Source organism: uncultured Citricoccus sp., assembly GCF_937871995.1.
In the GTDB taxonomy this organism is placed as follows: Bacteria; Actinomycetota; Actinomycetes; order Actinomycetales; family Micrococcaceae; genus Citricoccus.
The window spans coordinates 128,408-155,389 of sequence record NZ_CALMQR010000055.1 but is presented as its reverse complement, the minus strand read 5'-3'; the positions used below and the strand labels follow the sequence as shown (position 1 = coordinate 155,389).

The window sequence follows — 26,982 nt, the reverse complement described above, 5'->3', positions numbered from 1 at the left end:
ACTCTTTCCATTGGGGGTGCGCCGGTCAGTCGGTCAGCAGGTGGTGCTCGAACCTGACAATGCTAGCAAACTCGGACTCGTCCAGGCTGGCGCCGCCCACCAGGACGCCGTCCACGTCGCGCTCCCGCAGGATCGCCGCCACGTTCCCGGACTTCACCGAGCCGCCGTAGAGCAGGCGGACGCCCCGGGCGGTGGCGTCGTCGTAGAGGCCGGCCAGCTCGGCGCGCAGGGCGGCGCACATCTCCTGGGCGTCCGCCGGCCCGGCCACCTCACCGGTGCCGATGGCCCACACCGGCTCGTAGGCGACCACGAGCCCGGAGACGGCCTCGGCGGACAGTCCGGACAGGCCGTTCCGCACCTGGGCCAGGGTGTGCTCCACGTGCCCGCCGGCCCGGCGGACCTCCAGGCCCTCGCCGACGCAGAACACCGGGGTCAGCCCGTGGCGCAGGGCCGCCTGCAGCTTCCGGTTCAGCAGCGCGTCGTCCTCGCCGTGCAGGGTGCGCCGCTCGGAGTGCCCCACGAGCACGTAACGGCAGCCGAGACGGTCCAGGAACTGACCCGAGATCTCCCCGGTGAACGCACCGGAGTCCTCGGCGGAGAGGTCCTGGGCCCCGTAGGCCAGCGGCAACCGGTCCCCGGCGACCAGGGTCTGCACGCTGCGCAGGTCGGTGAACGGCGGGAAGACCGCCACCTCGACCCGCTCGAAGTCGTGGTCGGCGTCGGCCAGGGTCCAGGACAGCTTCTGGACGAGGGTGACGGCCTGGAGGTGGTCCAGGTTCATCTTCCAGTTCCCCGCGATCAGCGGGGTGCGGTCATAGACGCCGTTGGTCTGGGAGGTCATGCCCCGGCACCTGCCTGGCCGGCCGCCGGGGCGGTCTCCAGGGCAGACACGCCCGGCAGGGTCTTGCCCTCGAGGTACTCGAGGGAGGCGCCGCCCCCGGTGGAGATGTGGCCGAACTGGGAGTCCTCGAAGCCCAGGGTCCGCACCGCGGCCGCGGAGTCCCCGCCGCCGACGACCGTGAGCCCCTGGGACTCCGTGAGTGCCTCGGCCACCGTGCGGGTGCCGTGGGCGAAGGCCTCGAACTCGAACACGCCCATGGGCCCGTTCCAGAACACGGTGTGCGCGCCGCGGATCTCCTCACCGAACGCGGCCCGGGTCTCGGGTCCGATGTCCAGGCCGATGGCCTTCTCCCCGTGTGCGCCCGCGGTGAGGCGGTTCACCGGCAGCACCTCGTGGTCGGCGTCCGCGGCGAAGCCGGAGGCCATCACGATGTCCGTGGGGAGCACGATCCGGCAGCCGCCGTCCTGGGCGCGCCGGAGGTACTCGGTGACGACCGGGACCTGGTCCTCCTCGAGCAGCGAGGCGCCCACCTCGTGGCCCTGCGCCTTGAGGAAGGTGAAGAGCATGCCGCCGCCGATCAGCAGGGTGTCGGCACGCTCCATGAGGTTGTCGATCACGGCGAGCTTGTCCGAGACCTTGGACCCCCCGAGCACCACCACGTACGGGCGGTCGGGGTCTCCCGTGAGGCGGGACAGCACGTCCAGTTCCCGGGCCACCAGGGCGCCCTGGTAGGACGGCAGCCGCCCGGCGATGTCGTAGACCGAGGCGTGCCGGCGGTGCACGGCGCCGAAGGCATCGTCCACGTAGGCGCCGTGCTCCCCCGTGAGGGCCGCCATCTCGGCCGCCAGTGTCTCGCGGTCGGCGTCGGCCTTGGAGGTCTCCCGCGGGTCGAAGCGGACGTTCTCGAGCAGCAGGATGTCCCCGTCGGACATCGCGGCCGCCTGCTCACGGGCCGAGTCCCCGGTGACGTCGTCGGCCAGGCGCACGTCGCGACCGGACAGCTCCGCCATCCGGTCGGCGGCCGGCCGCAGGGAGTACTTCGGGTCCGCCTGGCCCTGGGGACGGCCCAGGTGGGCCATGACGATCACCCGGGCGCCGGCGTCGGCCAGCGCGGTGATGACCGGCAGCGAGGCGCGGATGCGGCCGTCGTCGGTCACCGTCCCGTCGTCCAGCGGGACGTTCAGGTCCGAGCGGACCAGGACGTGACGTCCGGCGACGCCCTCCTGCAGCAGGTCGTCAAGGGTCTTGGCGGTCATGCGAAAGTGCCTCTCTGAAGGAATTGCGGCTCGATGCGGTGCGATGGCGTGGTCAGAGCCTGGACGCGACCAGGGAGGTCAGGTCCACGAGCTGGGAGGTGTAACCCCACTCATTGTCATACCAGCCGAGGATCTTCACCGTCTTGCCGATCGACTTGGTCAGCGGCGCGTCGAAGGTGCAGGCCGCCGGGGCGCCGATGATGTCGGTCGAGGTGATCGGGTCCTCGGAGTAGACCAGGCGTCCGCCTGAGAGCGGACCGGACTCGGCGGCGGCCCGGAAGGCGGCGTTGACCTCGTCCACGGAGGCCTCCCGTTCCAGCTCGACGGTCAGGTCCGTGGCCGATCCGGTGATGACCGGCACGCGCAGGGCGAAGCCGTCCAGCTTGCCCTTCAGCTCGGGGATCACCTCGCCGATGGCCTTGGCCGCGCCGGTGGACGTGGGGACGATGTTCTGGGCGGCGGCCCGGGCGCGCCGTCGGTCCTTGGCGTGGGGGGCGTCGTGCAGGTTCTGGTCGCCGGTGTAGGCGTGGACCGTGGTCATGATGCCGTCGATGATCCCGAAGGACTCGTGCAGCACCTGGACCATCGGGGCCAGGCAGTTGGTGGTGCAGGAGGCGCTGGAGACGATGTCCATGGTCCCGGGGTCGTAGTCCCCGTCGTTGATGCCCATCACGAACGTGCCGTCGATGCCCTTGCCGGGGGCCGACAGGACGACCTTCCTCGCCCCGGCCTCGAGGTGCTTGCGGGCCTGCTCACCCTTCGTGAAGTGCCCGGTGCACTCGATGACGATGTCCACGCCGAGCTCGCCCCAGGGCAGGTCGGCCGGGTCCTTCTCGGAGAAGACCCGGATGGTCCGGCCGTTCGCCACGAGGTTGCCGTCCACGAGGTCGATGTCGTGACCGTACCGGCCCATGACGGAGTCGTACTTCGTCAGGTACAGCAGGTCCTCGGCACCGGTGAGGTCGTTGACGGCCACGAGCTCCAGGTCATGGCCGTCCTGCTCGAGGACACGGAGGATGCTCCGGCCGATGCGGCCGAATCCATTGATGGCGATCTTGGTCACGGTCATGCCTTTCAGTCGTGCTGGGAGGGTGGACGACGAGGGACTGCGGGGAGACGGCATGGGCGGGGCCGGCCGGGCTGTGACAGGCCGGCCGGCCCCGGGCACTTCATCGGATCAGGGGGTGATCAGCTTCGGGGCGCCGGTGCGGGCGGCCTCGAAGCGGGCGGCGACGTCCGCCCAGTTGACGATGTTCCAGACGGCCTTGACGTAGTCGGCCTTGACGTTCTGGTAGTCCAGGTAGAAGGCGTGCTCCCACATGTCCAGCTGGAACAGCGGGATGGTGGCGACCGGCACGCCGTTCTGCTGGTCGTAGAACTGCTCGATGACCAGGTTGCCGCCGATCGGCTCGTAGGCCAGCACGGCCCAGCCGGAGCCCTGGATGCCCAGCGCGGCGGCGGTGAAGTGGGCCTGGAACTTGTCGAACGAGCCGAAGAACTCGTCGATCGCGGCGGCGAGCTCGCCCTCGGGCCTGTCGCCACCGTTCGGGGAGAGGTTCTTCCAGAAGATGGAGTGGTTGGTGTGGCCACCGAGGTTGAAGGCCAGGTCCTTGGAGAACTGGTTCACGGAGCCGAAGTCACCGGCCTCGCGGGCCGCGGCGAGCTTCTCCAGGGCGGTGTTGGCGCCCTTGACGTAGGTGGCGTGGTGCTTGGAGTGGTGCAGCTCCATGATCTTCGCCGAGATGTGCGGCTCGAGAGCGGCGTAGTCGTAATCCAGCTCCGGCAGGGTGAATTCAGCCATTATTCCTCCTTGGTGGACGTGTGGCCGGGACCTGTGCGACAGGCCCCGCGGTTCGTGGCCCCGAGAAGGAGCCATCTGTCTCATCCTATGCATGGGCGGGGCCCGTCTGGTCAATGATTCCGCTGTCAGCCACAATGTCCGGCCGGTGTCCCGCCCGGTCACCGGCACGCCGAGGGCAACCCCGGGGCATCCCGCCGCGCCCGCGTCGTTGCCAGGGACGCCGCGGGGATGATGACAATGAGGGGTCCTCAGCATGCCGATCCAGGGGGTGGACCGATGTCGAGCGCAACGACCGGTGCCGGTGGTGAGGCCGGCCCCGGTGTGGAGCAGCGGTCCGGGGCCCGCGGGGGCCGGCGCGCGGTCGCCTCGGGGTTCCTCTTCGGTTGTGGCATCGCGGCGTCGATGATCGACCTGTTCGTCTTCCACCTGGGCCTGCAGTGGCATCACTTCTACGACCTCTCCACCCCGGAGGTGGCCCTGGCCGCCGACGGGGTCTTCCACGCCCTCGGGTGGTTCATCACGGTCTGGGGGCTGTTCCTGCTCGCGGACGTGCGCCGGCGCGGCGACGTGCCCTGGCGCCGGTGGATGGGGGCCGTGATCGCCGGGGTCGGGGCCTTCCAGCTCTTCGACGGGGTCATCAACCACAAGGTGCTCGGGATCCACCAGATCCGCTACCACGTGGACCTGCTGCCGTATGACCTGGCCTGGATCGGCTCGGCCGCGCTGCTCCTGCTCCTCGGGTCCGCCATCCTGTGGTGGACGCGGCCGGCACCGGCCGCCGGATGATCGCGGCCCGCATGGACCACGGGCACGGAGGGAGACCCGCCCCCGGCGGTTCCGGAGGTGCCGACGCCCTGGGTTGGTTCCTGGCCGACGTCGCCGTCGTGCTGCTGCTGACGGTGGCCGCGCTGGGCTATGCGCTGGGCCTGTGGGCGTCCCGGGGCCGCTCCCCGTGGCCGGTCCGGCGGGCCCTGTGCTGGTACGCGGGGCTGGGGTGCGTGGGGGCGGCGCTGCTCGGGCCCCTCGCCCGGGCCGCCCGCGAGGGCTTCACCGCCCACATGAGCGCACACCTGCTGCTGGGCATGATCGCTCCCCTGCTGCTGGTGCTGGCCGCCCCGGTGACCCTGGCCCTGCGGGCGCTGCCCGTGCGCGCGGCACGGTCCCTGGCGCGCCTGTTGCGTCGACGGTTCGTGCGGGTCATCACCCACCCGGTGGTCGCGGCGGTGCTCTCTGCCGGCGGGCTGTGGGTCCTGTACACGACGGCGCTGTACCCCCTGATGCACGCCTCACCCCTGGTGCACGCGCTGGTGCACGCCCACGTGCTGCTGGCCGGCTGTCTGCTCACCGCCGCGCTCGTGGGTCCGGACCCGGATCCGCACCGGGCCTCGATGGTCCTGCGCTCGGCGGTGCTGGTCGCCTTCATCGCCGCCCACTCGGTCCTGGCCAAGTGGCTCTACGCGCAGCCGCCGGACAGGGTGGACCGGACGGACGGCGAGGCCGGCGCCCAGCTGATGTACTACGGCGGGGACGCCGTGGACGTGGTCCTGATCGTGCTCCTGTTCAGCGGCTGGTACGCCGCCACCCGGCCCCGGGAGCGTGTGCGTTCCGGGAGCGGGGCCGGAGCCTAGTCCCCGTCCGCGGCGGACGGCGCCTCGGCGTGCAGGGCGGCGTCGGTGCTGGGCAGGCCCTCCTCCGCGGCGCGCTTGTCCGCCATGGCCAGCAGGCGCCGGATGCGCCCGGCGATCGCGTCCTTCGTCATGGGCGGATCGGCCAGCCGGCCCAGTTCGTCCAGCGAGGCCTGCTTGTGCTGGACCCGGAGCTGTCCGGCGTACTTCAGGTGGTCCGGGACCTCCTCGCCGAGGATCTCCAGTGCGCGCTCCACCCGGGCGCCGGCGGCGACGGCCGCCTGGGCCGAGCGGCGCAGGTTGGCGTCGTCGAAGTTGGCCAGTCGGTTCGCGGTGGCCCGGACCTCCTTGCGGGTACGGCGTTCCTCCCACACCAGCACGGTGTCATGGGCACCCATCCGGGTCAGCAGCGCCGAGATGGCGTCCCCGTCGCGGATGACCACGCGGTCCACGCCGCGCACCTCCCGGGCCTTGGCGGTGATGCCCAGGCGCCGGGCCGCACCGACCAGGGCCAGGGCCGCCTCGGGACCGGGGCAGGTGACCTCCAGGGCGGAGGACCGGCCCGGTTCGGTCAGCGACCCGTGGGCGAGGAAGGCCCCGCGCCACACGGCCTCGGAATCGGCGACGGAGCCGTTGACGATGGCCGGCGGCAGACCGCGCACGGGGCGACCCCGCACGTCCAGCAGGCCGGTCTGCCGGGCCAGGGACTCGCCGTCGCGCACCACCCGGATCACGTAGCGGTTGCCCTTGCGCAGGTTGCCGCCGGAGACCACGATGATCTCGCTGCCGTGCCCGTAGACCTCGGCGATCGCGGTCCGCAGGCGCCGGGCCGCCGCCGCGTTGTCCAGTTCGGCCTCGATGACGATGCGCCCCGAGATGATGTGCAGCCCGCCGGCGAAGCGCAGGATCGCCGACACCTCGGCCTTGCGCTCAGAGGAACTCCTGACCGCGTGGTGGGTCAGCTCCTCTTTCACCGCAGCAGTCAGGGCCATGGGTCGCCTCACATCTTTCACTTGAACTCGTGGTGGCCCGGCACCGGCCGGGTGGGTACGCGCAGGGGGTCAGGATCTCGCGAAGGCCTCCTGGAAGGCCAGGGCCAGGCGCAACGGATCGTGCACCGGCGTCCCGGAACCGGCCCCTACCTTACTAAACTGCACGGCCGCACCGAGACGGGAGGCGGCCTTCTCGAAGCCGGCCCGGTCCTGGACCGCGTCGGGATCGGCCAGCACGACGTCGATCCGCAGGTCCGGCGCGTGATGGTGCACCGCCTCGAGGTGGTCGGCGGCGCTCATGCCGGAGGTCTCGGCGGTGTCCACGGCGAGGTTCATCACCAAGGCCCGGCGGGCGGTGGTCCCCTCGAGGGCCTCCCGCAGCTCCGGCAGCAGCAGGTGCGGCAGGACCGAGGTGTACCAGGACCCCGGGCCGAGGACCACCCAGTCGGAGAGCTCGATGGCCTCCAGGGACTCCCGGCAGGCCGGGGCGTCGTCCGGCTGGAGCTGGATCTGCGAGACCCGGGTGTTCCGGCCGGCGGCGGCGAGCGAGGCCTGGCCGGAGACGGTGCGCCGGATGAGCTCGCCATTGCGGCCCTCGGCGAGGACCGAACCGGAGATCGTCAGGGGGATGGTGGACATCGGCAGGACCTGGCCGCGCGCGCCCAGCAGCGCCCCGGCCCAGCGGAGCCCGCTCACCGGGTCGCCGAGGAGCTCCCACAGGGCCACGATCAGCAGGTTGCCCAGGGCGTGGTTGTCCAGGGTGCCGTCCACGCCCTCCTTGGAGTGGAAGCGGTGCTGCATGACGTCACGCCAGGTCCGGCCCCAGTCGGTGTCGTCGCACAACGCGGCGAGCGCCATCCTCAGGTCACCGGGGGGCAGCACGTCCATCTCCTGCCGGATGCGCCCGGAGGACCCGCCGTCGTCCGCCACCGTGACCACGGCCGTGATCTCCCCGGCGATCAGGCGCAGGGCCCGCAGCGTCGCGGAGAGCCCGTGCCCGCCACCCAGCGCGGTGACGCGCAGGGTGGGGTCGTACGTGCCCCCGGCGATCGACTGGGAGACCGGGACCAGGGGCAACTGGCCGGTGAAGTGCGTGCTCATTCCCGCCCCAGGTCCCGGTGCTGCACGTTCACGGTGACCCGTGGCTGCTGGCGGAGCCGGCGGGCCAGCTCCTCGGCGACGGCGACGGAACGGTGCTTGCCGCCGGTGCAGCCGACGGCGAAGGTGCCGTAGTGCTTGTTCTCCCGGCGGTACCCCTCCAGGACCGGCAGCAGCGCCTGGACGTAGCGGTCCACGAACTCCGCCGCCCCGTTCTGGCCCAGGACGAAGTCCGAGACGGCCGCGTCCTTGCCGGTGAAGGGGCGCAGTTCCGGCACCCAGTGCGGGTTGGGCAGGAACCGGACGTCGGCCACGAAGTTGGCGTCCTGGGGCAGCCCGTACTTGAAGCCGAAGCTCATCACGTTCAGGCGCAGCACGATCGGCCCGGACTCGGTGAACAGCTCCGTGATGGTGGTGGCCAGGGAATGGACGTTCATGGAGGTGGTGTCCACCACGATCTCGGCCTGCTCCTTGAGGTCCTTCAGCAGCAGTCGCTCGGCGGCGATGCCGTCCGGGATCCGGCCGGAGCCCTGGAGGGGGTGGGGCCGGCGGGCGGACTCGAACCGGCGGACGAGCAGGTCGTCCGCGGCGTCCAGGAACAGCACGCGGTAGTCGACGCCCTGGGCGCGCAATTGCTCGAGGGCCTCCTGGATGTCCGTGAACAGGTCCTTGGACCGGACGTCGACCACGAGCGCCATCCGCGGGATGGCCTCGGGCGAGCGGCCCACGAGGTCCGTCAGGGTGCCGAACAGCTGCGGGGGGATGTTCTCCACCACGTACCAGCCGTGGTCCTCGAGGGCGTGTGCGGCGGTGGTGCGTCCTGCCCCGGACATGCCGGTGACGATGAGTACCTCGGAAGTGGCCGGTTTCACCGGGATCAGGCCGTCGCTCATGCGTCCAGCCTACCCAGTGTCAGTCCAGGATCTCCCCGGTGGTCAGGTTGATCCCGTACTGGTCCGCCACCTGGTCCACGGCCTGCTCCCCCGCCTGTCCCGGGGCCCCGTCGGCCGCCTGGCCCGGATGCAGGGAGGCGTGGACGGCGGCGGCCAGGGCGGCACCGATGCCCGGGGCCTGACGGAGCTCGTCCAGTCCGGCCGCCCGGATCCGCTTCACCGAGCCGAAGTGCTTGAGCAGCGCCTTCTGCTTGGTGGGGCCGAGCCCGGGGATCCCGTCCAGGACTGAGGAGACCATCGACTTGGCACGCTTCTGCCGGTGGAAGGTGATGGCGAAGCGGTGGGACTCGTCGCGCAGCCGCTGCAGCATGTAGAGCCCCTGCGAGGCCCGGGGCAACACGACCGGGAATTCCTCCCCCGGCAGCCACAGCTCCTCGAGGCGCTTGGCCAGTCCGACCACCGGCAGGTCGGTGATCCCGAGGTCCGCGAGGGCCTGTGCGGCGGAGGCCACCTGGGCGGGGCCGCCGTCGACCACCACGAGGGAGGGCGGGTAGGCGAACCGCCGGGCGCCCGCCTCGGCCGGGGCGGCGCCCTCCGGTCCGTCGGGGCCGGCGTCGGGGATCTCACCGGTGGTGAAGGACCCGTTGCGTTCCTGGTCCTCCAGGTAGTGCCGGAAGCGGCGGGTCAGGACGTTGTGCATGGCGGCGGTGTCGTCCCGGGCCGCCTCCCCGGTGACGGCGAACTTGCGGTAGTCGGACTTCTTGGGCAGCCCGTCCTCGACGACCACCATGGACCCGACGACGTTCGTGCCGGACACGTGCGAGATGTCGTAGCACTCGATCCGCAGCAGCGGTTCGTCCAGCTCCAGGGCCTCCTGCAGTTCGCGCAGCGCGGCCGAGCGGGTGGTCAGGTCCCCGGAGCGGCGGGTCTTGTGCAGTCGCAGCGCCATCAGGGCGTTCTCCTGCACCGTCTCCATCAGGGCGCGCTTGTCCCCCCGCCGGGGCACCCGCAGGCTGACCTGGGCACCGCGCAGTCCGGTCAGCAGCGTGGCGACCTGTTCCGCGTCCTCCGGCAGCTCGGGGACCAGCACCTCACGCGGGATGCGGCTGGAGTCCTCGAGGGACCCGTAGACCTGCTCGAGCAGCTGCTCGACCATCTTCGGCCCGGAGACGTCCTCCACCTTCTCGACCACCCAGCCACGCTGGCCGCGGATCCGGCCCTCGCGCACGTGGAAGACCTGGACGGCCGCCTCCAGCTCGTCCTCGGCGAAGGCGAAGATGTCCGCCTCGGTGGACTCGGACAGCACCACGGCGTTGCGCTCGAAGACCCGCTTCAGCGCGGCGATGTCGTCCCGACGCCGGGCGGCGTCCTCGTAGCGCAGCTCGGCCACGGCCTCCTTCATCTGCTCCTCGAGCCGGCGGATGTACCGGTGGGCGTCCCCGGCCATGAAGTCGCAGAAGTCCTGGGCGAGCTGGCGGTGGTCCTCGGCACTGACGCGGCCCACGCAGGGCGCGGCGCACTTGTCGATGTAGCCCATCAGGCAGGGCCGGCCGGAGAGCTCCGCGCGCCGGAAGACGCCGGCGGAGCAGGTGCGCACGGGGAACACCCGCAGCATCAGGTCCACGGTCTCGCGGATCGCCTTGGCGGGGTGGAACGGCCCGAAGTACTTCACGCCCTTGCGCCGGTCCCCGCGCATGACCTGGACGCGGGGGTACTTCTCGTTCATGGTCACGGCCAGGTACGGATAGGACTTGTCGTCCCGGTACATGATGTTGAACCGCGGGGTGTACTGCTTGATCCAGGTGTACTCGAGCTGCAGGGCCTCCAGCTCCGAGCCGACGACCGTCCACTCGACCGAGGAGGCGGTGAACACCATGGCGCGGGTCTTCGGATGCAGCCCGGCGGGGTCCTGGAAGTAGGACGCCAGGCGGGAGCGCAGGTTCTTGGCCTTGCCCACGTAGACGACCCGGCCGTCCGGGTCGCGGAAACGGTACACCCCCGGGGAGGTGGGAACCTCACCGGGCCTCGGCCGGTAGCTGGCCGGATCAGCCATGGCGCATCAGTCCCGCATCAGTCCCGGGGCCCGCCGACCGGGGCGTTGTACTGCTCCACCCGCTCCTGGCCGGTGAGCGCGGCGATCGCCTCCATGACCTGGGCGGTGGCCTGCTTGCGCGGCGGCAGCGGGTGCTTGCGACCGAGGTGCTCGAACTGGAGGGGTTCGCCCACGGTCAGGCTGAAGTGGTGCGGGGTGACGCGGTTCGTGCCCGGCGGCTGGAGCCGGTCCGTGCCCCGCAACCCCACGGGGACCACCGGCATGCCGGTGGCCAGCGCGAGCCAGCCGACGCCGGTGCGGCCCTTGTAGAGCCGCCCGTCCCGGCTGCGCGTTCCCTCCGGGTAGATCCCCACGCCGGACCCGGCCTCCACGAGTTCCACCAGCTGGTCGAGCGCGGCCACGGAGGCGGCCTGCTGGTCGCGCTGGACGGGGATCGACCCGACGGACTCGAAGAAGCCCTTCATCACCCGGCCCTTGAGGCCCGGCTGCGTGAAGTACTCGGACTTGGCGAAGAAGTGGACCATCCGCGGCATGAGCGCCTGCAGGATCACCGAGTCCAGGAAGGACAGGTGATTGCTGGCCACGATGAACCCGCCGGTCCGCGGGACGTTCTCGAGCCCGGTGACGGTGGGGCGGCAGGAGACCTTCAGGGCGGCACGGAACCCCCAGCGCACGGCCTCGTTGGTCGCCATGTCCATCCTCTCGCTGCGTGGGTACGTGCTGGTCCGCACCGGTTCCGTTGAGGACCGGCGGACCGGTCCATCATAGTGTGCTCAGTGCTGGATGGCCCGCTCGCCCAGCAGGCACCGGCACAGCGCGGGCAGTTCCGCCGGGCTGTCGCACAGGGCCTCGGCCCCGGCGGCGGTCAGCTCGTCCCGCTCGCCGAAGCCCCACAGCACCCCGATGCCGGGCAGGCCGTGGTGCGCGGCACCGTCGAGGTCGAAGTGCCGGTCGCCCACCATCACGGCACGCGGCTTCCCGCCCCCGTCCATCCCGACGGCGGCCAGGGCCTCGGCCATCGCCTGCACCTTGGTGCCCCCGGGCGGGACGGGCGCGGTCTCGTCGTCGCTGGAGCCGCAGATGGCCACGAAGTGGTGGTCCAGGCCGTGGATGCCCAGCAGCCGGCGTGCACTCGAGACCGGCTTCGAGGTCGCCACCACCAGGTCGTGGTCCCGGCCCAGGTCCTCCAGCGCCTCGCGGATGCCCGGGTAGACCACGCTCGCGGCCATCCCGTGGTCCCGGTAGCCGGCGCGGTACTCGCGGATCAGGACCAGCAGGTTGTCCTCGGTCACCCCGTCCAGGCTCCGCAGTCCCTCCCGCAACGGGGGGCCGACCAGTGCGCGCAGCCGCTCCGGTCCCGGCACGGGCAGCCCGTGGCGGGCCAGGGTCGCCGCGATGCCCCCGGTGATGGCCCCCGCGGGGTCCACGAGGGTGCCGTCCAGGTCCAGCAGGACGGCCGGACGGGGGCTGCCGGTGGCGGGCGTCGCCGCCGTCACAGGACCTCGGCGAGGAACCGGCCGGTGTGGCTCGCCGGGTTCTTCGCCACCTGCTCCGGGGTGCCCGTCGCCACGATGGTGCCACCGCCGGAACCGCCCTCGGGACCGAGGTCGATCAGGTGGTCGGCCGACTTGATGACGTCCAGGTTGTGCTCGATGGTGATGACGGTGTTGCCCTTCTCCACCAGGGACTGCAGCACGCCGAGCAGCTTGCGGATGTCCTCGAAGTGCAGGCCGGTGGTCGGCTCGTCCAGCACGTAGATCGAGCGGCCGTTCGAGCGCTTCTGCAGCTCGGCGGAGAGCTTGACGCGCTGGGCCTCGCCGCCGGAGAGCGTGGTGGCCGGCTGGCCGAGCCTGACGTAGCCCAGGCCGACGTCCACCATCGTGTTGAGGTACCGCGAGATCTTGGAGTAGGCGGAGAAGAACTCGGCGGCCTCCTCGATCGGCATGTCCAGCACCTCGGCGATGTTCTTGCCCTTGTAGTGCACCTCGAGGGTCTCGCGGTTGTACCGGGCGCCGTGGCAGACCTCGCAGGGCACGTAGACGTCCGGCAGGAAGTTCATCTCGATCTTCAGGGTGCCGTCCCCGGAGCAGGACTCGCAGCGGCCGCCCTTGATGTTGAACGAGAACCTGCCGGGCTGGTAGCCGCGGACCTTGGCCTCCTGGGTGTCCGCGAACAGCTTGCGGATGGTGTCGAACACGCCCGTGTAGGTCGCCGCGTTGGACCGCGGCGTGCGCCCGATCGGACTCTGGTCCACGTGCACGACCTTGTCGAGGTGCTCGAGGCCGTTCACGCGCTTGTGCCGGCCGGGAACGTGGCGGGCGTTGTTGAGCTGGTTCGCCAGCACCTTGTAGAGGATCTCGTTGACCAGGGTGGACTTGCCCGAGCCGGAGACGCCCGTGACCGCGGTGAGCACCCCGAGGGGGAAGTCCACGGTGACGTCCTGCAGGTTGTTCTCCCGCGCCCCGACCACGGTGAGCTTGCGGTCCTTGTCCACGGGGCGGCGCTCGGCCGGCAGCGTGATGGCGCGGCGGCCGGAGAGGTAGTCCCCGGTGATCGAGCGCTCGTTGGCCTTCAGGTCCTCGAGGGACCCGGAGTGGACCACCTCGCCGCCGTGCTCGCCGGCCCGGGGACCGATGTCCACGATCCAGTCGGCCTCGGCGATGGTGTCCTCGTCGTGCTCCACCACGATCAGGGTGTTGCCCAGGTCGCGGAGCCGGTTGAGGGTCTCGATCAGCCGGCGGTTGTCCCGCTGGTGCAGCCCGATGGACGGCTCGTCCAGGACGTAGAGGACGCCCACCAGTCCGGAGCCGATCTGGGTGGCCAGCCGGATGCGCTGGGCCTCGCCGCCGGAGAGCGTTCCCGCCGGGCGCTCCAGGTTCAGGTAGTCGAGGCCGACGTCGAGCATGAAGTGCAGCCGGGCCAGGATCTCCTTGAGGACCTGGTCGGCGATCTGCCGGTCGCGGGCGGACAGCTCCAGTGCCTCGAGGAAGGTGATGGCGTCCCGCATGGGCAGGACCGAGGCCTCGGCGATGGACTTCCCGCCGACCAGCACGGAGAGCGACGTCGGGTTCAGCCGCGTGCCGTTGCAGGCGGCGCAGGGGATCTCGCGCATGTAGGACTCGTAGCGGTCCCGCGCGTTGTCCGACTCGGTCTCCAGGTGCTTGCGGTGGATGTAGTCGATCACGCCCTCGAAGCCGGTAGTGTACCGGCGTTCGCGGCCGAAGCGGTTGCGGTACTGGACCACGACCTTGAAGTCCTTGCCGTGCAGTACGGCCTTGCGGGCCGCGGCGGGCAGCTTCTTCCACGGCGTGTCCATGGAGAACCCGACCTCGTCGGCGAGGCCGGACAGCAGGCGCTTCCAGTACTCGGACGTGGACTTGCCCATGGACCAGGGCGCGATGGCGCCCTCGGCGAGGGAGAGGTCGGGGTCGGGGACCACCAGGTCCTCGTCCACCTCGAGCCGGGTGCCGATGCCGGTGCAGACCGAGCAGGCCCCGAACGGGTTGTTGAAGGAGAACGACCGCGGCTCGATCTCGTCGATGGACAGCTGGTGGCCGTTGGGGCAGGACAGCTTCTCCGAGAAGGAGCGGTACTTGCGGTTCCCCTCAGCGTCCACGGCGTCCCACTCACCGGCGTTGGCCTTCTCCGGATCCACCCCGGCGTCCACGTCCACGAAGTCCACCACCACGAGGCCGTCGGCGAGCTTCAGCGCCGTCTCCACGGAGTCGGTGAGCCGCTGGCGGATCCCGTCCTTCATCGCCAGCCGGTCCACGACCACGGCGATGGTGTGCTTGACCTGCTTCTTCAGCTTGGGCGGGTCGGAGAGCTGGATGAGCTCGCCGTCGACGATGGCGCGCGAGAAGCCCTGGGTGGCCAGGGAGGAGAAGACGTCCACGAACTCGCCCTTGCGGCCCCGGGCCACGGGGGCCAGCACCTGGAAGCGGGTCTTCCCCGGCAGTTCGGACAACTGGTCGACGATCTGCTGGGGTGACTGCCTGGAGGCCGGCTCCCCGCACTCGGGGCAGTGCGGCACGCCGATCCGCGCCCACAGCAGGCGCATGTAGTCGTAGACCTCGGTGATCGTGCCGACGGTGGACCGCGGGTTCCGGTTCGTCGACTTCTGGTCGATCGACACCGCCGGGGACAGGCCCTCGATGAAGTCGACCGAGGGCTTGTCCACCCGGCCCAGGAACATGCGCGCGTAGGAGGACAGGGACTCCACGTACCGGCGCTGGCCCTCCGCGAAGATCGTGTCGAAGGCCAGGGAGGACTTCCCGGACCCGGACAGCCCGGTGAAGACCACGAGCGAGTCCCGGGGGATGTCCAGGTCGACGTTCTTCAGGTTGTGTTCCCGGGCTCCCTTGACCACGATCCGGTCCGGGTCGTGGCGATGGCCACCGCTGTCCGGGCCCGAGGCCAGGCCGCGGGCGGTGGTGGGTGGAATGGTCTGGTCAGTGATCGTCAGAGGGGTATCGGGCACGCCGTCCAGTCTATTGGAGGACGCCTTCGAAGACATCTTCGAAACGTCGGCCGAGAGCGTAACCGGCCCCGGGCGCGCCTGCGGCACCGCCGCCCGTGCTCAGGACGGCGGGTAGACGGCCTCGAGCTGCCGGACCGCCTGGCGCCGCGTGAACCCGAGGGCCTGCGCGGCCTCCGCGTAGGCGGTGGCCGCCGCGGCCAGCCGGTCCTCGGCGTCGTCGCCGCCGCGGGCCACCACGGTGCCCAGCCGGGGCCGGGCCGTGACGACGCCGGCCTGCTCCAGTTCCTTGTAGGCGCGCGCCACGGTGTTGGCGGCGACCCCCAGGGCGGCCGCGAGACCGCGCACGGTCGGCAGCTTGGTGCCGACCGGCAACCGGTTGCGGTGGATGAGGTCGAGCAGTCCGGTGCGGACCTGCTCGAACGGCGGGACGGTGGAGGAGGTGTTGATGGCCAGGGCCTTGACGAGCCAGGCCGGCACCGATCCCTGCTGCGGCGCCCGCGCCGCGCTCTCGTCCTCCACCAGCACTCCCCCGTCTGCCGTGCACCCGCTGATGGCCCCACCCTAGCGAACGGCGCGGACCGGGTCTTGACCTCCCCGGCGGCCTTGCCCTTCGGAGCGTCAACGTCCCTAGACTGGGTCGCATGCCTTCTTCCACCTCACCGATCCGGCTGCTGCACGACCTGCCCCAAGTGACGGTCCGACAACGCTCGGTCTCCGAGATGGCGAACAACGTCTACGTCCTGACCTCGAAGACCTCCGGGACCCAGGTGCTGATCGATGCCGCGGACGACGCGGAGGCGGTCCGGGAACTGCTGGAGTCGGCGCGCGAGGACACCCCCTGCGAGCTCAAGCTCGCGGTGATCATCACCACCCACCAGCACTGGGACCACGTCCGGGCGCTGGCCGCGGTGGCGGAGTCCACGGGCGTGCCCACGGCCGCGGGGACCGCGGACGCCGCCGCGATCGAGGAGGCCACCGGCGTGGCCGCCAAGGTCCTGCTGAACCACGGGGACACCGCGGCCTTCAACGGGATCTCGCTGGCCGTCGTCGGGCTCCGCGGCCACACCCCCGGCTCGGTGGCCCTGGTCTACGAGCCCGAGGACGGGCCGCCGCTGTGCTTCAGCGGCGATTCGCTGTTCCCCGGGGGCGTGGGCAACACGCAGCAGGACCCGCAGCGGTTCGAGTCCCTGTTCGCCGACGTGGTGGGCAGGCTGTTCGACGTGTACCCGGACGACATGATCGTGCATCCCGGCCACGGGGACCCGACCACGCTCGGCGCGGAGCGACCGCACCTGGCGCAGTGGCGCGAGCGCGGCTGGTGAACGGCCCGGCTCAGATGCTGGGCGCCAGGTCGCTCTTGACCCCGACCACGAAGATGCGGCGGAACGGGTAGTCGGTCAGCCGCACCCCGTCCGGGGTGAGGTAGGTCGGGTAGGAGGCGCGCATGATGCGCTTGTACTCCTCCACGTACCGTTCCACCAGGTTCGTGCCGTCGCGCCGGTCAGCCTCCTCCAGCCGCTGCAGCGACGGACGCAGCGCCGCCCCGCGGACCCAGTCATAGACGGGATCGGACCCGGTGAGCGGCTGGGAGTAGGTGGTCTCCCAGACGTCGGCCTCATAGCCGGCCGCGATCAGGGTCTCCAGGTACTCCTCGGTGGTGTAGACGGACTCGCGTTCCATCACGCCCTCCAGCGCCGCCGCGTACTCCGGGCGGCGGGACAGCTCGGCCATGGTGGCGTGGGAGGGTGCCTCGAAGTTCCCGGGCACCTGGACGGCGAACCAGGCCCCCGGCCGGAGGGCGGCCAGCCAGCCGGCGACCAGGTCGCGGTGGTCCGGGATCCACTGGAGCATGGCGTTGGAGACCACCACGTCGACGTCGGCGCCCGGTTGCCAGCGCTGGGCGTCCACCTGCTCGAAGGACAGGTTGGCCGGCGCCCCCGGCTCGGCGGCCAGCCGGCGGGCGGTGTCCACCATGTCCGCCGAGGAGTCCAGTCCGGTCACGTGCGCGTCGGGCCAGCGCTCGGCGAGGGTGGCCGTCATGTTGCCGGGGCCGCAGCCGAGGTCCACGACCACTCGGGGATCGGCGATACGGATCCGGGCCGTCAGGTCGCGGTAGGGCCGGGCCCGGCGGTCGGCGAAGACGCTGTACTGCTCCGGATCCCAGGTGAAGTCGCGCATGGTTCCACGCTAGCGCCCGCCGGCCCGGACCGTACCCGTGGGATGACGCGGGAGGACACGAACCCACCCCGGAACGCCAACTAGGCTGGCAGGGATGCTGCTCTCCGACCTGATCCCCGCCCCGGACGCTCCCCGGCTGTCCCCCGATGCCGTCTATGAGTCCTTCCTGGACTGGACGCGGTCCCGGGGGATCACCCTCTATCCCGCCCAGGACGAGGCGGTCATGGAACTGGTGCAGGACAACAACGTCGTCCTGGCCACGCCCACCGGGTCCGGGAAGTCCCTCGTGGCCCTGGCCGCGCACTTCCACGCCCTCGCCCGCGGGCAGCGGACCTACTACACCGCGCCCATCAAGGCCCTGGTGTCCGAGAAGTTCTTCGCCCTCGTGGACGTCTTCGGGGCGGAGAACGTCGGGATGGTCACCGGCGACTCCTCCGTCAACGGTGACGCCCCCATCATCTGCTGCACCGCGGAGATCCTGGCCAACCAGGCCCTGCGGGAGGGATCCGGACTGGACGTCGGCCCGGTGGTGATGGACGAGTTCCACTTCTACGCCGACCCCCAGCGCGGCTGGGCGTGGCAGGTGCCCCTCCTGGAGCTGCCCCAGGCGCAGTTCCTGCTGATGAGCGCCACGCTGGGGGACACGAGCCGCTTCGAGGAGGACCTCACGGAACGGACCGGCCGGCCCACCACCACGGTGGCCCACGCCGAGCGCCCCATCCCGCTGACCTACGAGTGGTCCGAGGACCACGTCCAGGACAAGGTCGCCGAGCTCGTGGAGACCCGGCAGGCTCCGGTGTACGTGGTGCACTTCTCCCAGCTGGACGCCGTGGAGCGGGCGCAGTCCCTGTCCTCGGTGTCCGTGGCCACCCGCTCCGAGAAGGACGCGATCGCGGAGCGGATCGCCGGTTTCGCGTTCTCCGCGGGGTTCGGCAAGACGCTCAACCGGCTCATCCGGTCCGGGATCGGCGTCCACCACGCCGGGATGCTGCCCAAGTACCGGCGCCTGGTCGAACGCCTCGCCCAGGAGGGCCTGCTCAAGGTCATCTGCGGGACGGACACACTCGGGGTGGGCATCAACGTGCCGATCCGCACCGTGCTCATCACGGCGCTGAGCAAGTACGACGGCGAACGCACCCGGATCCTCAACGCCCGGGAGTTCCACCAGATCGCCGGCCGGGCCGGTCGCGCCGGGTTCGACACCTCCGGGCTGGTGGTCGTCCAGGCCCCCGAGCACGTGATCGAGAACGCCCGGAACCAGGAGAAGCTGGCGGCCAAGTTCGCCGGCGTCAAGGACGAGTCCGAACGGTCCAAGCGGATGAAGCAGTCCGCGAAGTCCTCGCCGAAGAAGACCCCGCCGAAGGGGTTCGTGTCCTGGGGCAAGGCGACCTTCGAGCGCCTCGTGGAGGCCGAGCCGGAGGCCATGTCCAGCCACCTGCGGATCAGCCACGCGATGCTGCTGAACATCCTGGACCGGCCCGGTGACCCGGTGATCGCCGTGCGACGGCTGATCCGCAACAGCCACGAGACACCGGCCCGGCAGGCCGCCCTGATGCGCCGCGCCCTGGGGATCTTCCGCGAGCTGCTGGCGACCGGCGTCGTGGAGAAGCTGCAGGAGCCGGACGCCGAGGGCCGCACGGTGGACCTGACGGTGGACCTGCAGCCGAACTTCGCCCTCAACCAGCCGCTCTCCCCCTTCGCCCTGGCCGCCTTCGAGCTGCTGGACCCCGCGGAGCCGGGGTACGCCCTGGACATGGTCTCGATCGTGGAGGCCACGCTGGAACCGCCCCGGCAGGTGCTCTCCGCCCAGGTGAAGAAGGCGCGCGGCGAGGCGGTGGCCGCCATGAAGGCCGAGGGCATGGACTACACGGACCGGATGAACGCGCTGGACGAGGTCACCCACCCGCAACCCCTGGCGGAGCTGCTGGAGCAGTCCTTCGAGACCTACCGCGCCTCCGCCCCGTGGCTCAACGACTTCGAGCTGACGCCGAAGTCCGTGGTGCGGGACATGTACGAACGGGCCATGGGCTTCACCGACTACGTGAACTTCTACGGACTGGCCCGGTCCGAGGGCGTGTTGCTGCGCTACCTCACGGACGCGGTCAAGGCGCTGCGCCAGACCATCCCGCAGGACGTCCGGGACGATGAGCTGGACGTGCTGATGGCCTGGCTGGACGAGATCGTCAAGCAGACCGACTCCTCGCTCATCGAGGAGTGGGAGGACCTGCTGGCCGGGGACATCGAGGAGCTCAAGAAGGACCACGAGCAGCTCGCCCCGCCCGAGCCGCCGCGGCTGACGGCCAACCGGACCGTCTTCACCGTGATGGTCCGCAACGCGATGTTCCGCCGCGTGCGGTTGTTCGGGGACGAGCAGGACCGCGCCCTGGGCGAGCTCGGCGCCTCCGCCGGGGACTCGTTCACCACGCACGACTGGGCCGAGGCCCTGGACGGGTACTTCGGGGACTACGAGGACATCGACGACGGCGCCGCCGCCCGGGGTCCCCAGTACTTCCGGGTGGACACGTCCCCGGCGGCCGGGCCCGGCGGCGGCGCGCCGGCCGGAGTGTCCGGCTCCCGGTGGTGGGCCGTCCGGCAGGTCCTCGTGGACCCCGAGCAGAACCTGGACTGGGGCATCAACGCCGTCGTGGACCTGGACGCCTCGGACGAGCTGGGCCACCCCGTGATCCTGGTGGTCTCGGTGGGCCCGCCCGAGCCCGGCTGGGCCGTGTGATGACGGGACGGGACAGGACGGACAGGACAGAGAGGAAGGACAGGACGATGGAGACAGCGACCATGACGAACGGCATCCGGCCGGCCCGCCCCACGGACGTTCCGGACATCCTGCGGCTGATCCGCGACCTGGCGACCTACGAACGGGAGCCCGACGCGGTCCGGAACACCGAGGAGGAACTGCACCGGCACCTGTTCGGTGAGCATCCGGCCGTGTTCTGCCACGTCGTGGAGGACGTGGCGGACGACGCGTCCGACGCCGCGCCCCGGGTGGTCGGCCTGGCCCTGTGGTTCCTGAACTACTCGACCTGGGAGGGCACGCACGGCATCTGGCTCGAGGACCTCTACGTGGATCCCGCGGTCCGCGGGCGCGGGCACGGCCGGCGGCTGCTGGAGCACCTGGCCGGGATCTGCTCCCGGCGCGGTTACGCCCGGCTGGAGTGGACGGTCCTGGACTGGAACGAGCCGTCCATCGGGTTCTACCGCTCCCTCGGGGCCGAGCCGATGGACGAGTGGACGACCTTCCGGCTCGCCGGTGGCGCCCTGCAGCGGGCCGGCGAGGCCGCGGGGGCCGGCGTCGGGCACGCCGCCCGGCCGACGACCGGGATGGCGGGCGCACGGGGGTGAGTGCCCTCGTCGCCGGTGACCCCCGCACCTTCGCTCCCCCGCGTCCCGCCGCGCACCGGGCCGGTCCCCGGGCCACGTTGCTGGACGGCACGCGGATCGCCGACCACTGGTTCGAGGTCCCCCTGGACCACGCGGCGCCGCACGGCCGGACCATCACCGTCTTCGCCCGCGAGTACGTGGCCGCCGCCCACCGTGGGAGGCGGCAGGAGCTGCCCTGGCTGGTATTCCTGCAGGGCGGGCCCGGGGGCAAGGGCATGCGCCAGGCCAGGCTCGGTGGCTGGATGAAGCAGGCGGCCGCCGACTTCCGGATCCTCATGCTGGACCAGCGCGGTACCGGGCTCTCCTCCCCCGTCACCCGTCATACCCTGCCGGCCGAGGGGACCGCCCGGCAGCAGGCGGAGTACCTCGTGCACTTCCGGGCGCCGTCGATCGTGCAGGACGCCGAGGCGATCCGGCTCGCCCTCGGCTCCGGGCCGTGGACCGTCTTCGGGCAGAGCTTCGGCGGCTTCTGCGCCCTCAGTTACCTCTCCTGGCACCCGGAGGGCGTGGAACGGGCCCTGATCACCGGCGGACTGGCCCCCCTGGACGGCCACGCCGAGCAGGTCTACCGCGCCACCTACCGGCGGATGCGGCACCGCAATGAGGAGTACTTCTCCCGCTTCCCGCAGGACCGGGACGTGCTGGCCCGCGTCTACGAGGTGGCCCGGGGCGGTGCCGCGCGCCTGCCCGACGGTTCGCCCGTGACCGTCGGCCGGGTCCAGGCGCTGGGGATGCTCTTGGGGGGCAACACCCGCGTGGACCAGCTGCACTACCTCCTGCAGGAGGCCTTCGCCGGCCCCGGATGCCCCGAGCTCTCCGACACCTTCCTGCACGGGCTCTACCAGCAGGTCTCACGGGCCACCAACCCGCTCTACCTGGTGATGCACGAGTCGATCTACGCGCAGCCGGCCAGCACCGGTGCCGTGCGTTCGGACACGGGCGGGACGGACACCGGCTGGGCCGCGCAGCGGCTGCTCACCGGGTCGGCGGACCTGGCCGACTTCGACCCGGACCGCACGGCGGTGCCGTTGCTGACCGGGGAGATGGTCTTCGACTGGTACGCGGACCTCGACCCGGCGCTGCGGCCGCTGCGCGCGGTGGCCGAGGCGCTGGCGGGCCGCACCGACTGGGGACCGCTCTACGACCCGGACACGCTCGCCGCCAACTCGGTGCCGACGGCCGCCGCGGTCTACACGCACGACGTGTACGTGGACCGGGACCTCTCCCTGCAGACGGCCGGACGGGTCCGGTGCCTCACCGTGTGGGAGACCGACGCATTCCACCACGACGGCATCGGCGACGACGGCCCGGCCATCCTGAAGCGGCTGCTGGAGATGACGGGCTGAGGCGGACGCCGCTCAGCGCAGCAGCCAGTCGTTCGGGCTGAACAGCTCGAAGTGGACCTCCACGGGGAACAGGGTGGTCTTGTGCTCCTCGATCTGGTCGCGGATGTCCTGCAGGAACGCGTTGCCGCCGCACAGGTACCACTGCGCGCCCGCCGGCAGGGTGCCGTCCTCGGACAGGGCCTTCAGGTCCAGTCGCTGGCCCTGGTCCCGGAAGGCGGTCACGAGCGGCGCGTGCAGGCGGGACGTCACCGACTGGGCCAGCTCCCCGAAGGCGTAGTCGGCCTCGGAGGAGTCGGCGTGCAGCACGGTGATCGGGTGCTCCGGAGCGGACTGCGCCCCCTGCTCAGTGTCCAGCCGCCGGATCAGCGCCATCAGTATCCCGGCCATCGGGGTGGAGCCGATGCCCTGGCTGACCGTCACGATCGGCGAGGTGAACTGGTGCAGCACCAGGTGTCCGGCGGGCAGGGTGGCCTCGATCGTGTCCCCCTCCCGCACGTGGTCCTGCAGGTGGGAGCTGACCTCGCCGTCCCGCTGGACGGCCACGGAGAAGCCCCGGTCGTCCCATTCCACGAGGGAGTACTGGCGCAGCTGCCGGGCACCGTCCGGCAGGCTCACGCCCAGGGAGGTGTACTGGCCGGGCTGGGTCTGGGAGAAGCCCTCGGCCTCGAAGGAGTACCTCATCACGGATCCCGTCAGCTGCTCGCGCCGGGCCAGCCGCGCGGGCACGAAGACGTCTCCGGGCGGCACCCCCGCGGAGTCGTAGAGGCCCTTCTCGAAGCTGACCAGGACGTCCGCCATGATCCAGTAGACGCGGTCCCAGGCCTCGGCGACCTCAGGGGTGACCGCGTCGCCCAGGACCTCCACGATCGCGTGGAACAGGTTGTCGTGGACGATCTGGTACTGGTCCTCGGTGATGCCCAGCGAGACGTGCTTGTGGCCGATCCGCGTCAGCAGCTCGACGGGACTCGGTGCCGAGGAGTCCACCAGCATGGCGGCGAAGGTGGCGACCGAGGCCGCCAGCGCCTTCTGCTGCTCACCGCTGCGCTGGTTGCCCCGGTTGAAGGTGTTGGCGAGCAGCTCGGGGTGTTTCGAGAACATCGTGCGGTAGAAGAGCCGGGTGATCTCCTGGATGTTCGCGCCCACCGCCGGCAAGGACGCCCGGATGGTCTCCGCGTGCTCCGGGCTCAGGGCATGACGGTCTGCCTGGGGTGCTGTCTCCGTGTACATGGGGCCACCATAGACCCCGGTCCCCGGGGTGGTGTCCAGCCCTGGACGACGGGGGCCCGGCCTGGCGACTGCCAGACCGGGCCCCCGTGCGGTGGGTCGGGATCAGGTCGTGGGACCCTCGTTGTCCACGATGGTCTGCGAGATGGCCGGCACGTCCCGGCCCTCCGCCTGGGCGGAGGCCAGACGGGTCTCGTGGGCCGTGCGGATGATCTGCGAGTAGCTGTCCTTGTGGTCCAGCAGCTCGTCGCGGTAGTGCGGGGAGACCCGTTCGGCCGCGTGCGTCCACTTGTCCATGAGCGCCTCGGCCTTGCGGCGGTCCTCCTCGGTCGCCGTCTCGTCCAGCTTGGTGTACCGGTAGGAGAACTTCTCCGCGTTCTGCAGGGCCACCAGGGCGCGCCCCTTGGGGCTGGTCAGCGAGGCCACGACCGTGATGATGAGGATGCCGACGATGAGCATCAGTGACACCGTCGTCTCGATCTCGATCACCGGGACGTTCTCGCCGCCGTTGATGAACGGCAGGTTGTTCTCGTGCAGCGCGTGCAGGATCAGCTTGATGCCGATCAGGCCGAGGATCGCGGCCAGGCCGTAGGACAGGTACACGAGGCGGTCCAGCAGGCCGTCGATGAGGAAGAACAGCTGGCGCAGGCCCATCAGCGAGAACGCCGTGGCCGTGAACACGATGTACGGATCCTGGGTGAGCCCGTAGATGGCCGGGATGGAGTCGAAGGCGAACAGGACGTCGGTGAGCCCGATGCTGACCATGACGAGCAGCATGGGCGTCATGACCTTCTTGCCGTTCTCCCACGTGAACAGCCGGTCGCCGTCGTAGCGCTCGGAGGCGGGGAGCCACTTCTTGGCCAGGCGGACCAGGAAGTTGTCCGCCTCGTCCTTGTTCTCCTCGTCCCCGGTGAGCTCGCCCTTGAGCTGGCCGCCCGCGATCAGCAGCAGCGCCAGACCGAAGAGGTAGAACACGTCCGACCAGGCGGAGATCAGCGCCGCACCGAGGAGGATGAACACGGTCCGGGAGATCAGCGCGAAGGTGATGCCGAACAGCAGCACCTTCTGCTGGTACTCGCGCGGCACCTTGAAGGAGGCCATGATGACCAGGAAGACGAAGAGGTTGTCGACGCTGAGCGCCTTCTCCGTGATGTAGCCGGCGTAGTACTCGATCGCGTGCTGGGTGTCGCCGAAGGCGAAGAAGACCAGGCCGAACACGAGGGCGATGCCGACGTAGATGGCGGACCAGATGGCCGCCTCCCGGATGGTCGGCGTGTGGGCCTTGCGCACGTGGAAGATGTAGTCGAAGAGCAGCAGCGCGATGATCACCGCGATGGTGATGATCCAGGTCAGCGCATTGATTTCCATGCAGTCACTTTCCGTGGTGGTTCCGGTGACCACGGCCGGACCGTCGCACGAGGGACGGCCGGCACGGGACACCGCTGGGTGTGTGCCGCAAGTCTCTCCGCCTGCCGTGCGGCAGGCCGCTGCGTACGGCTGGTCAGACCAGCGTGCTGACGTCCGCAGTGTTCGGGATACTCCCCTACGCCGTGGCCCAGTGTACCCTGCCCACGGTCAGGTCTCAGGCGTGGCCCGCCCGCTGCATCTGCCGCAGTTCCTTCTTGAGCTCGGAGACCTCGTCCCGGATCCGGGCCGCGAGCTCGAACTGGAGGTCCACGGCGGCCTGGTGCATCTGCGCGCTCATCTGGTCGATCAGGTCGGACAGGTCCTTGGCGGGCAGCTTCGCGAAGTCCGGGGCGCCGCCGTCGTGCTCCACCAGGTCCGCGTCCCCGCCGGCGACGGTGTGGGCGGCCGCCGCGCGCTGCTCGTCGCTGATGGTCGCGGTGTAGCCGCGCTTGCCCTTGCCGAACTCGAAACCGGACTTGATGCCGCCCATCCCCGCCAGGAAGTCCGCCGAGTCCGCGTCCTCGCGGGCCAGCTGGTCGGTGATGTCCGCGATCCGCTTGCGCAACGGCGTCGGGTCGATGCCGTGCTCCCGGTTGTACGCCTGCTGCACCTCGCGTCGGCGGTTCGTCTCGTCGATCGCGTAGCGCATCGAGTCGGTGATGCGGTCCGCGTACATGTGCACCTGGCCGGAGACGTTGCGGGCGGCACGGCCGATGGTCTGGATGAGCGAGGTGGACGAGCGCAGGAAGCCCTCCTTGTCCGCGTCCAGGATGGACACGAGGGACACCTCGGGCAGGTCCAGGCCCTCGCGCAGCAGGTTGATGCCCACGAGCACGTCGAAGGTGCCCTTGCGCAGCTCGCGCAGCAGCTCCACGCGGCGCAGCGTGTCCACGTCCGAGTGCAGGTACTCGACCTTGACCCCGTGCTCGAGCAGGTACTCCGTGAGGTCCTCGGCCATGCGCTTGGTCAGGGTCGTCACCAGCACGCGCTCGTCGCGCTCGGTGCGCACCCGGATCTCCTCGAGCAGGTCGTCGATCTGCCCCTGGGTGGGCTTGACCACCAGTTCGGGGTCCACCAGGCCGGTGGGCCGGATGATCTGCTCCACCACGCCGTCGGCCTGGGACAGCTCGTACTTGCCGGGCGTCGCGGAGAGGTAGACGGTCTGGCCGATCCGCTCGAGGAACTCGTCCCACTTCAGCGGGCGGTTGTCCATGGCCGAGGGCAGCCGGAAACCGTGCTCCACGAGGGTGCGCTTGCGGGACATGTCGCCCTCGTACATCGCCCCGATCTGCGGGATCGTCACGTGGGACTCGTCGACGACGAGCAGGAAGTCGTCCGGGAAGTAGTCCAGGAGGCAGTGCGGGGCCGAGCCGGCCGGCCGGCCGTCGATGTGCCGCGAGTAGTTCTCGATGCCGTTGCAGTACCCCATCTGCTGCATCATCTCGAGGTCATAGGTGGTGCGCATCCGCAGCCGCTGGGCCTCGAGCAGCTTGTTCTGCGACTCGAACTCCTGGAGGCGCTCCCGCAGCTCGTCCTCGATGGAGCCGATCGCCTTGTGCATGCGCTCGTCGCCGGCCACGTAGTGCGAGGCCGGGAAGATGTACATCTCCTCCTCCTCGCGGACCACGTGGCCCGTGAGCGGGTGCAGGGTCTGGATGGTCTCGATCTCGTCCCCGAAGAACTCGATGCGGATCGCCAGCTCCTCGTACATCGGGATGATCTCCACGGTGTCCCCGCGCACGCGGAAGGTCCCGCGGTGGAAGTCCTGGTCGTTGCGGACGTACTGCATCTGCACGAACTGGCGCAGCAGCGCGTCGCGGTCCATCTCCTGCCCGCGGCGCAGCGTCACCATCTGCTGGATGTACTCCTCGGGCGTGCCCAGGCCGTAGATGCAGGACACGGTGGCGACCACGATGACGTCCCGGCGCGTCAGCAGGGCGTTGGTGGCGGAGTGCCGCAGCCGCTCGACCTCCTCGTTGATGGAGGAGTCCTTCTCGATGAAGGTGTCCGACTGCGGGACGTAGGCCTCGGGCTGGTAGTAGTCGTAGTAGGAGACGAAGTACTCGACGGCGTTGTTCGGCAGCAGCTCACGGAACTCGTTCGCCAGCTGCGCGGCCAGGGTCTTGTTCTGGACCATCACCAGCGTGGGCCGCTGGACCTTCTCGATCAGCCAGGCCGTCGTCGCGGACTTGCCGGTGCCGGTGGCACCCAGCAGGACCATGTCCTTCTCCCCCGCCTGGACGCGCTCGGCCAGTTCGGCGATCGCCTTGGGCTGGTCGCCCGAGGGCGTGAACTCCGAGATCACCTCGAAGGGGGCCACCTGCCGTTTGATCTTCTGCGCCAGACTCATGCCGTTAACCGTACTGCTGTTCGAGTCACCTCGGCAGTACGG

At 70.6% G+C, this 26,982-nt stretch carries 22 protein-coding genes; 6 read left to right on the top strand and 16 right to left on the bottom strand.

The genetic code is table 11. From position 1 onward, the window contains the following. Positions 1–25: 25 nt before the first annotated feature. The 4 genes from tpiA to Q0283_RS06175 form a co-directional block, all read right to left on the bottom strand. Complete coding sequence (gene tpiA, locus Q0283_RS06190; protein ID WP_183525786.1) at positions 26–841, bottom strand: triose-phosphate isomerase; 816 nt, start codon at positions 839–841, stop codon at positions 26–28. After that, positions 838–2,097 (bottom strand): phosphoglycerate kinase, encoded by a 1,260-nt coding sequence (locus Q0283_RS06185; RefSeq protein ID WP_298043735.1) that lies wholly within the window; start codon positions 2,095–2,097, stop codon positions 838–840. Before Q0283_RS06185 ends, tpiA begins: the two co-directional genes overlap by 4 nt. Positions 2,098–2,149: 52 nt before the next feature. Continuing rightward, on the bottom strand, positions 2,150–3,166 hold the full coding sequence (gene gap, locus Q0283_RS06180) for a type I glyceraldehyde-3-phosphate dehydrogenase (RefSeq protein ID WP_183525780.1): 1,017 nt from the start codon (positions 3,164–3,166) through the stop codon (positions 2,150–2,152). Positions 3,167–3,274: 108 nt separating this feature from the next. After that, positions 3,275–3,898: a superoxide dismutase gene (locus tag Q0283_RS06175; protein WP_183525778.1), complete on the bottom strand. Its 624-nt coding sequence runs from the start codon at positions 3,896–3,898 to the stop codon at positions 3,275–3,277. Between the two features lie 276 nt (positions 3,899–4,174). Here Q0283_RS06175 and Q0283_RS06170 point away from each other — a divergent pair, with 276 nt between their 5' ends. Both Q0283_RS06170 and Q0283_RS06165 read left to right on the top strand, forming a co-directional pair. Continuing rightward, on the top strand, positions 4,175–4,684 hold the full coding sequence (locus tag Q0283_RS06170) for a DUF2243 domain-containing protein (protein ID WP_298043730.1): 510 nt from the start codon (positions 4,175–4,177) through the stop codon (positions 4,682–4,684). Beyond that, positions 4,651–5,526: a cytochrome c oxidase assembly protein gene (locus tag Q0283_RS06165; protein ID WP_298043728.1), complete on the top strand. Its 876-nt coding sequence runs from the start codon at positions 4,651–4,653 to the stop codon at positions 5,524–5,526. The genes Q0283_RS06170 and Q0283_RS06165 overlap by 34 nt, the downstream gene beginning before the upstream one ends. On the opposite strand, the gene whiA is transcribed toward Q0283_RS06165, so the two are convergent. The 8 genes from whiA to Q0283_RS06125 form a co-directional block, all read right to left on the bottom strand. After that, positions 5,523–6,515 (bottom strand): DNA-binding protein WhiA, encoded by a 993-nt coding sequence (gene whiA, locus Q0283_RS06160; protein ID WP_183525772.1) that lies wholly within the window; start codon positions 6,513–6,515, stop codon positions 5,523–5,525. The genes Q0283_RS06165 and whiA overlap by 4 nt on opposite strands. Positions 6,516–6,584: 69 nt before the next feature. Beyond that, positions 6,585–7,616, bottom strand: a complete 1,032-nt coding sequence (gene yvcK, locus Q0283_RS06155; protein ID WP_298043725.1) for a uridine diphosphate-N-acetylglucosamine-binding protein YvcK — start codon at positions 7,614–7,616, stop codon at positions 6,585–6,587. Then, positions 7,613–8,506: an RNase adapter RapZ gene (rapZ, locus tag Q0283_RS06150; RefSeq protein WP_010142547.1), complete on the bottom strand. Its 894-nt coding sequence runs from the start codon at positions 8,504–8,506 to the stop codon at positions 7,613–7,615. The genes yvcK and rapZ overlap by 4 nt, the downstream gene beginning before the upstream one ends. A gap of 19 nt (positions 8,507–8,525) precedes the next feature. Then, positions 8,526–10,559, bottom strand: a complete 2,034-nt coding sequence (gene uvrC / locus Q0283_RS06145) for an excinuclease ABC subunit UvrC (RefSeq protein WP_183525766.1) — start codon at positions 10,557–10,559, stop codon at positions 8,526–8,528. A gap of 17 nt (positions 10,560–10,576) precedes the next feature. Next, on the bottom strand, positions 10,577–11,251 hold the full coding sequence (locus Q0283_RS06140) for a 1-acyl-sn-glycerol-3-phosphate acyltransferase (RefSeq protein ID WP_183525763.1): 675 nt from the start codon (positions 11,249–11,251) through the stop codon (positions 10,577–10,579). 81 nt (positions 11,252–11,332) lie between these two features. Next, complete coding sequence (locus Q0283_RS06135; RefSeq protein ID WP_183525760.1) at positions 11,333–12,055, bottom strand: HAD hydrolase-like protein; 723 nt, start codon at positions 12,053–12,055, stop codon at positions 11,333–11,335. After that, complete coding sequence (gene uvrA, locus Q0283_RS06130; protein WP_298043717.1) at positions 12,052–15,039, bottom strand: excinuclease ABC subunit UvrA; 2,988 nt, start codon at positions 15,037–15,039, stop codon at positions 12,052–12,054. The genes Q0283_RS06135 and uvrA overlap by 4 nt, the downstream gene beginning before the upstream one ends. A 99-nt stretch (positions 15,040–15,138) precedes the next feature. Next, positions 15,139–15,558: a GntR family transcriptional regulator gene (locus Q0283_RS06125; RefSeq protein WP_183525757.1), complete on the bottom strand. Its 420-nt coding sequence runs from the start codon at positions 15,556–15,558 to the stop codon at positions 15,139–15,141. Between the two features lie 122 nt (positions 15,559–15,680). Here Q0283_RS06125 and Q0283_RS06120 point away from each other — a divergent pair, with 122 nt between their 5' ends. Further along, the gene (locus tag Q0283_RS06120) at positions 15,681–16,361 is read left to right on the top strand and encodes an MBL fold metallo-hydrolase (RefSeq protein WP_183525754.1); all 681 of its coding nucleotides are present in this window, start codon (positions 15,681–15,683) and stop codon (positions 16,359–16,361) included. Between the two features lie 10 nt (positions 16,362–16,371). Here the strand turns inward: Q0283_RS06120 and Q0283_RS06115 are convergent, their stop codons facing one another. Next, positions 16,372–17,217, bottom strand: coding sequence for a methyltransferase domain-containing protein (locus tag Q0283_RS06115; protein ID WP_183525751.1), 846 nt, complete (start codon positions 17,215–17,217; stop codon positions 16,372–16,374). A 94-nt stretch (positions 17,218–17,311) separates the two neighbouring features. Between Q0283_RS06115 and Q0283_RS06110 the strand changes: the two genes are divergently transcribed. The 3 genes from Q0283_RS06110 to Q0283_RS06100 are packed head-to-tail and all read left to right on the top strand — an operon-like array spanning position 17,312 to position 21,959. Next, on the top strand, positions 17,312–19,948 hold the full coding sequence (locus Q0283_RS06110) for an RNA helicase (RefSeq protein ID WP_298043713.1): 2,637 nt from the start codon (positions 17,312–17,314) through the stop codon (positions 19,946–19,948). Between the two features lie 47 nt (positions 19,949–19,995). Beyond that, on the top strand, positions 19,996–20,574 hold the full coding sequence (locus Q0283_RS06105; protein ID WP_183525744.1) for a GNAT family N-acetyltransferase: 579 nt from the start codon (positions 19,996–19,998) through the stop codon (positions 20,572–20,574). Further along, positions 20,571–21,959 (top strand): alpha/beta fold hydrolase, encoded by a 1,389-nt coding sequence (locus tag Q0283_RS06100; protein ID WP_183525740.1) that lies wholly within the window; start codon positions 20,571–20,573, stop codon positions 21,957–21,959. The genes Q0283_RS06105 and Q0283_RS06100 overlap by 4 nt, the downstream gene beginning before the upstream one ends. A gap of 12 nt (positions 21,960–21,971) precedes the next feature. On the opposite strand, the gene Q0283_RS06095 is transcribed toward Q0283_RS06100, so the two are convergent. From Q0283_RS06095 to uvrB, 3 genes are all read right to left on the bottom strand, one after another. Continuing rightward, positions 21,972–23,186 carry a globin domain-containing protein gene (locus Q0283_RS06095; RefSeq protein WP_298043709.1) on the bottom strand — a complete coding sequence of 405 codons (1,215 nt, stop codon included), beginning with the start codon at positions 23,184–23,186 and terminating at the stop codon, positions 21,972–21,974. Positions 23,187–23,288: 102 nt separating this feature from the next. After that, complete coding sequence (locus Q0283_RS06090) at positions 23,289–24,551, bottom strand: TerC family protein (RefSeq protein WP_183525733.1); 1,263 nt, start codon at positions 24,549–24,551, stop codon at positions 23,289–23,291. Positions 24,552–24,765: 214 nt separating this feature from the next. Further along, positions 24,766–26,940 carry an excinuclease ABC subunit UvrB gene (gene uvrB / locus Q0283_RS06085; protein ID WP_183525730.1) on the bottom strand — a complete coding sequence of 725 codons (2,175 nt, stop codon included), beginning with the start codon at positions 26,938–26,940 and terminating at the stop codon, positions 24,766–24,768. Positions 26,941–26,982 lie beyond the last annotated feature (42 nt).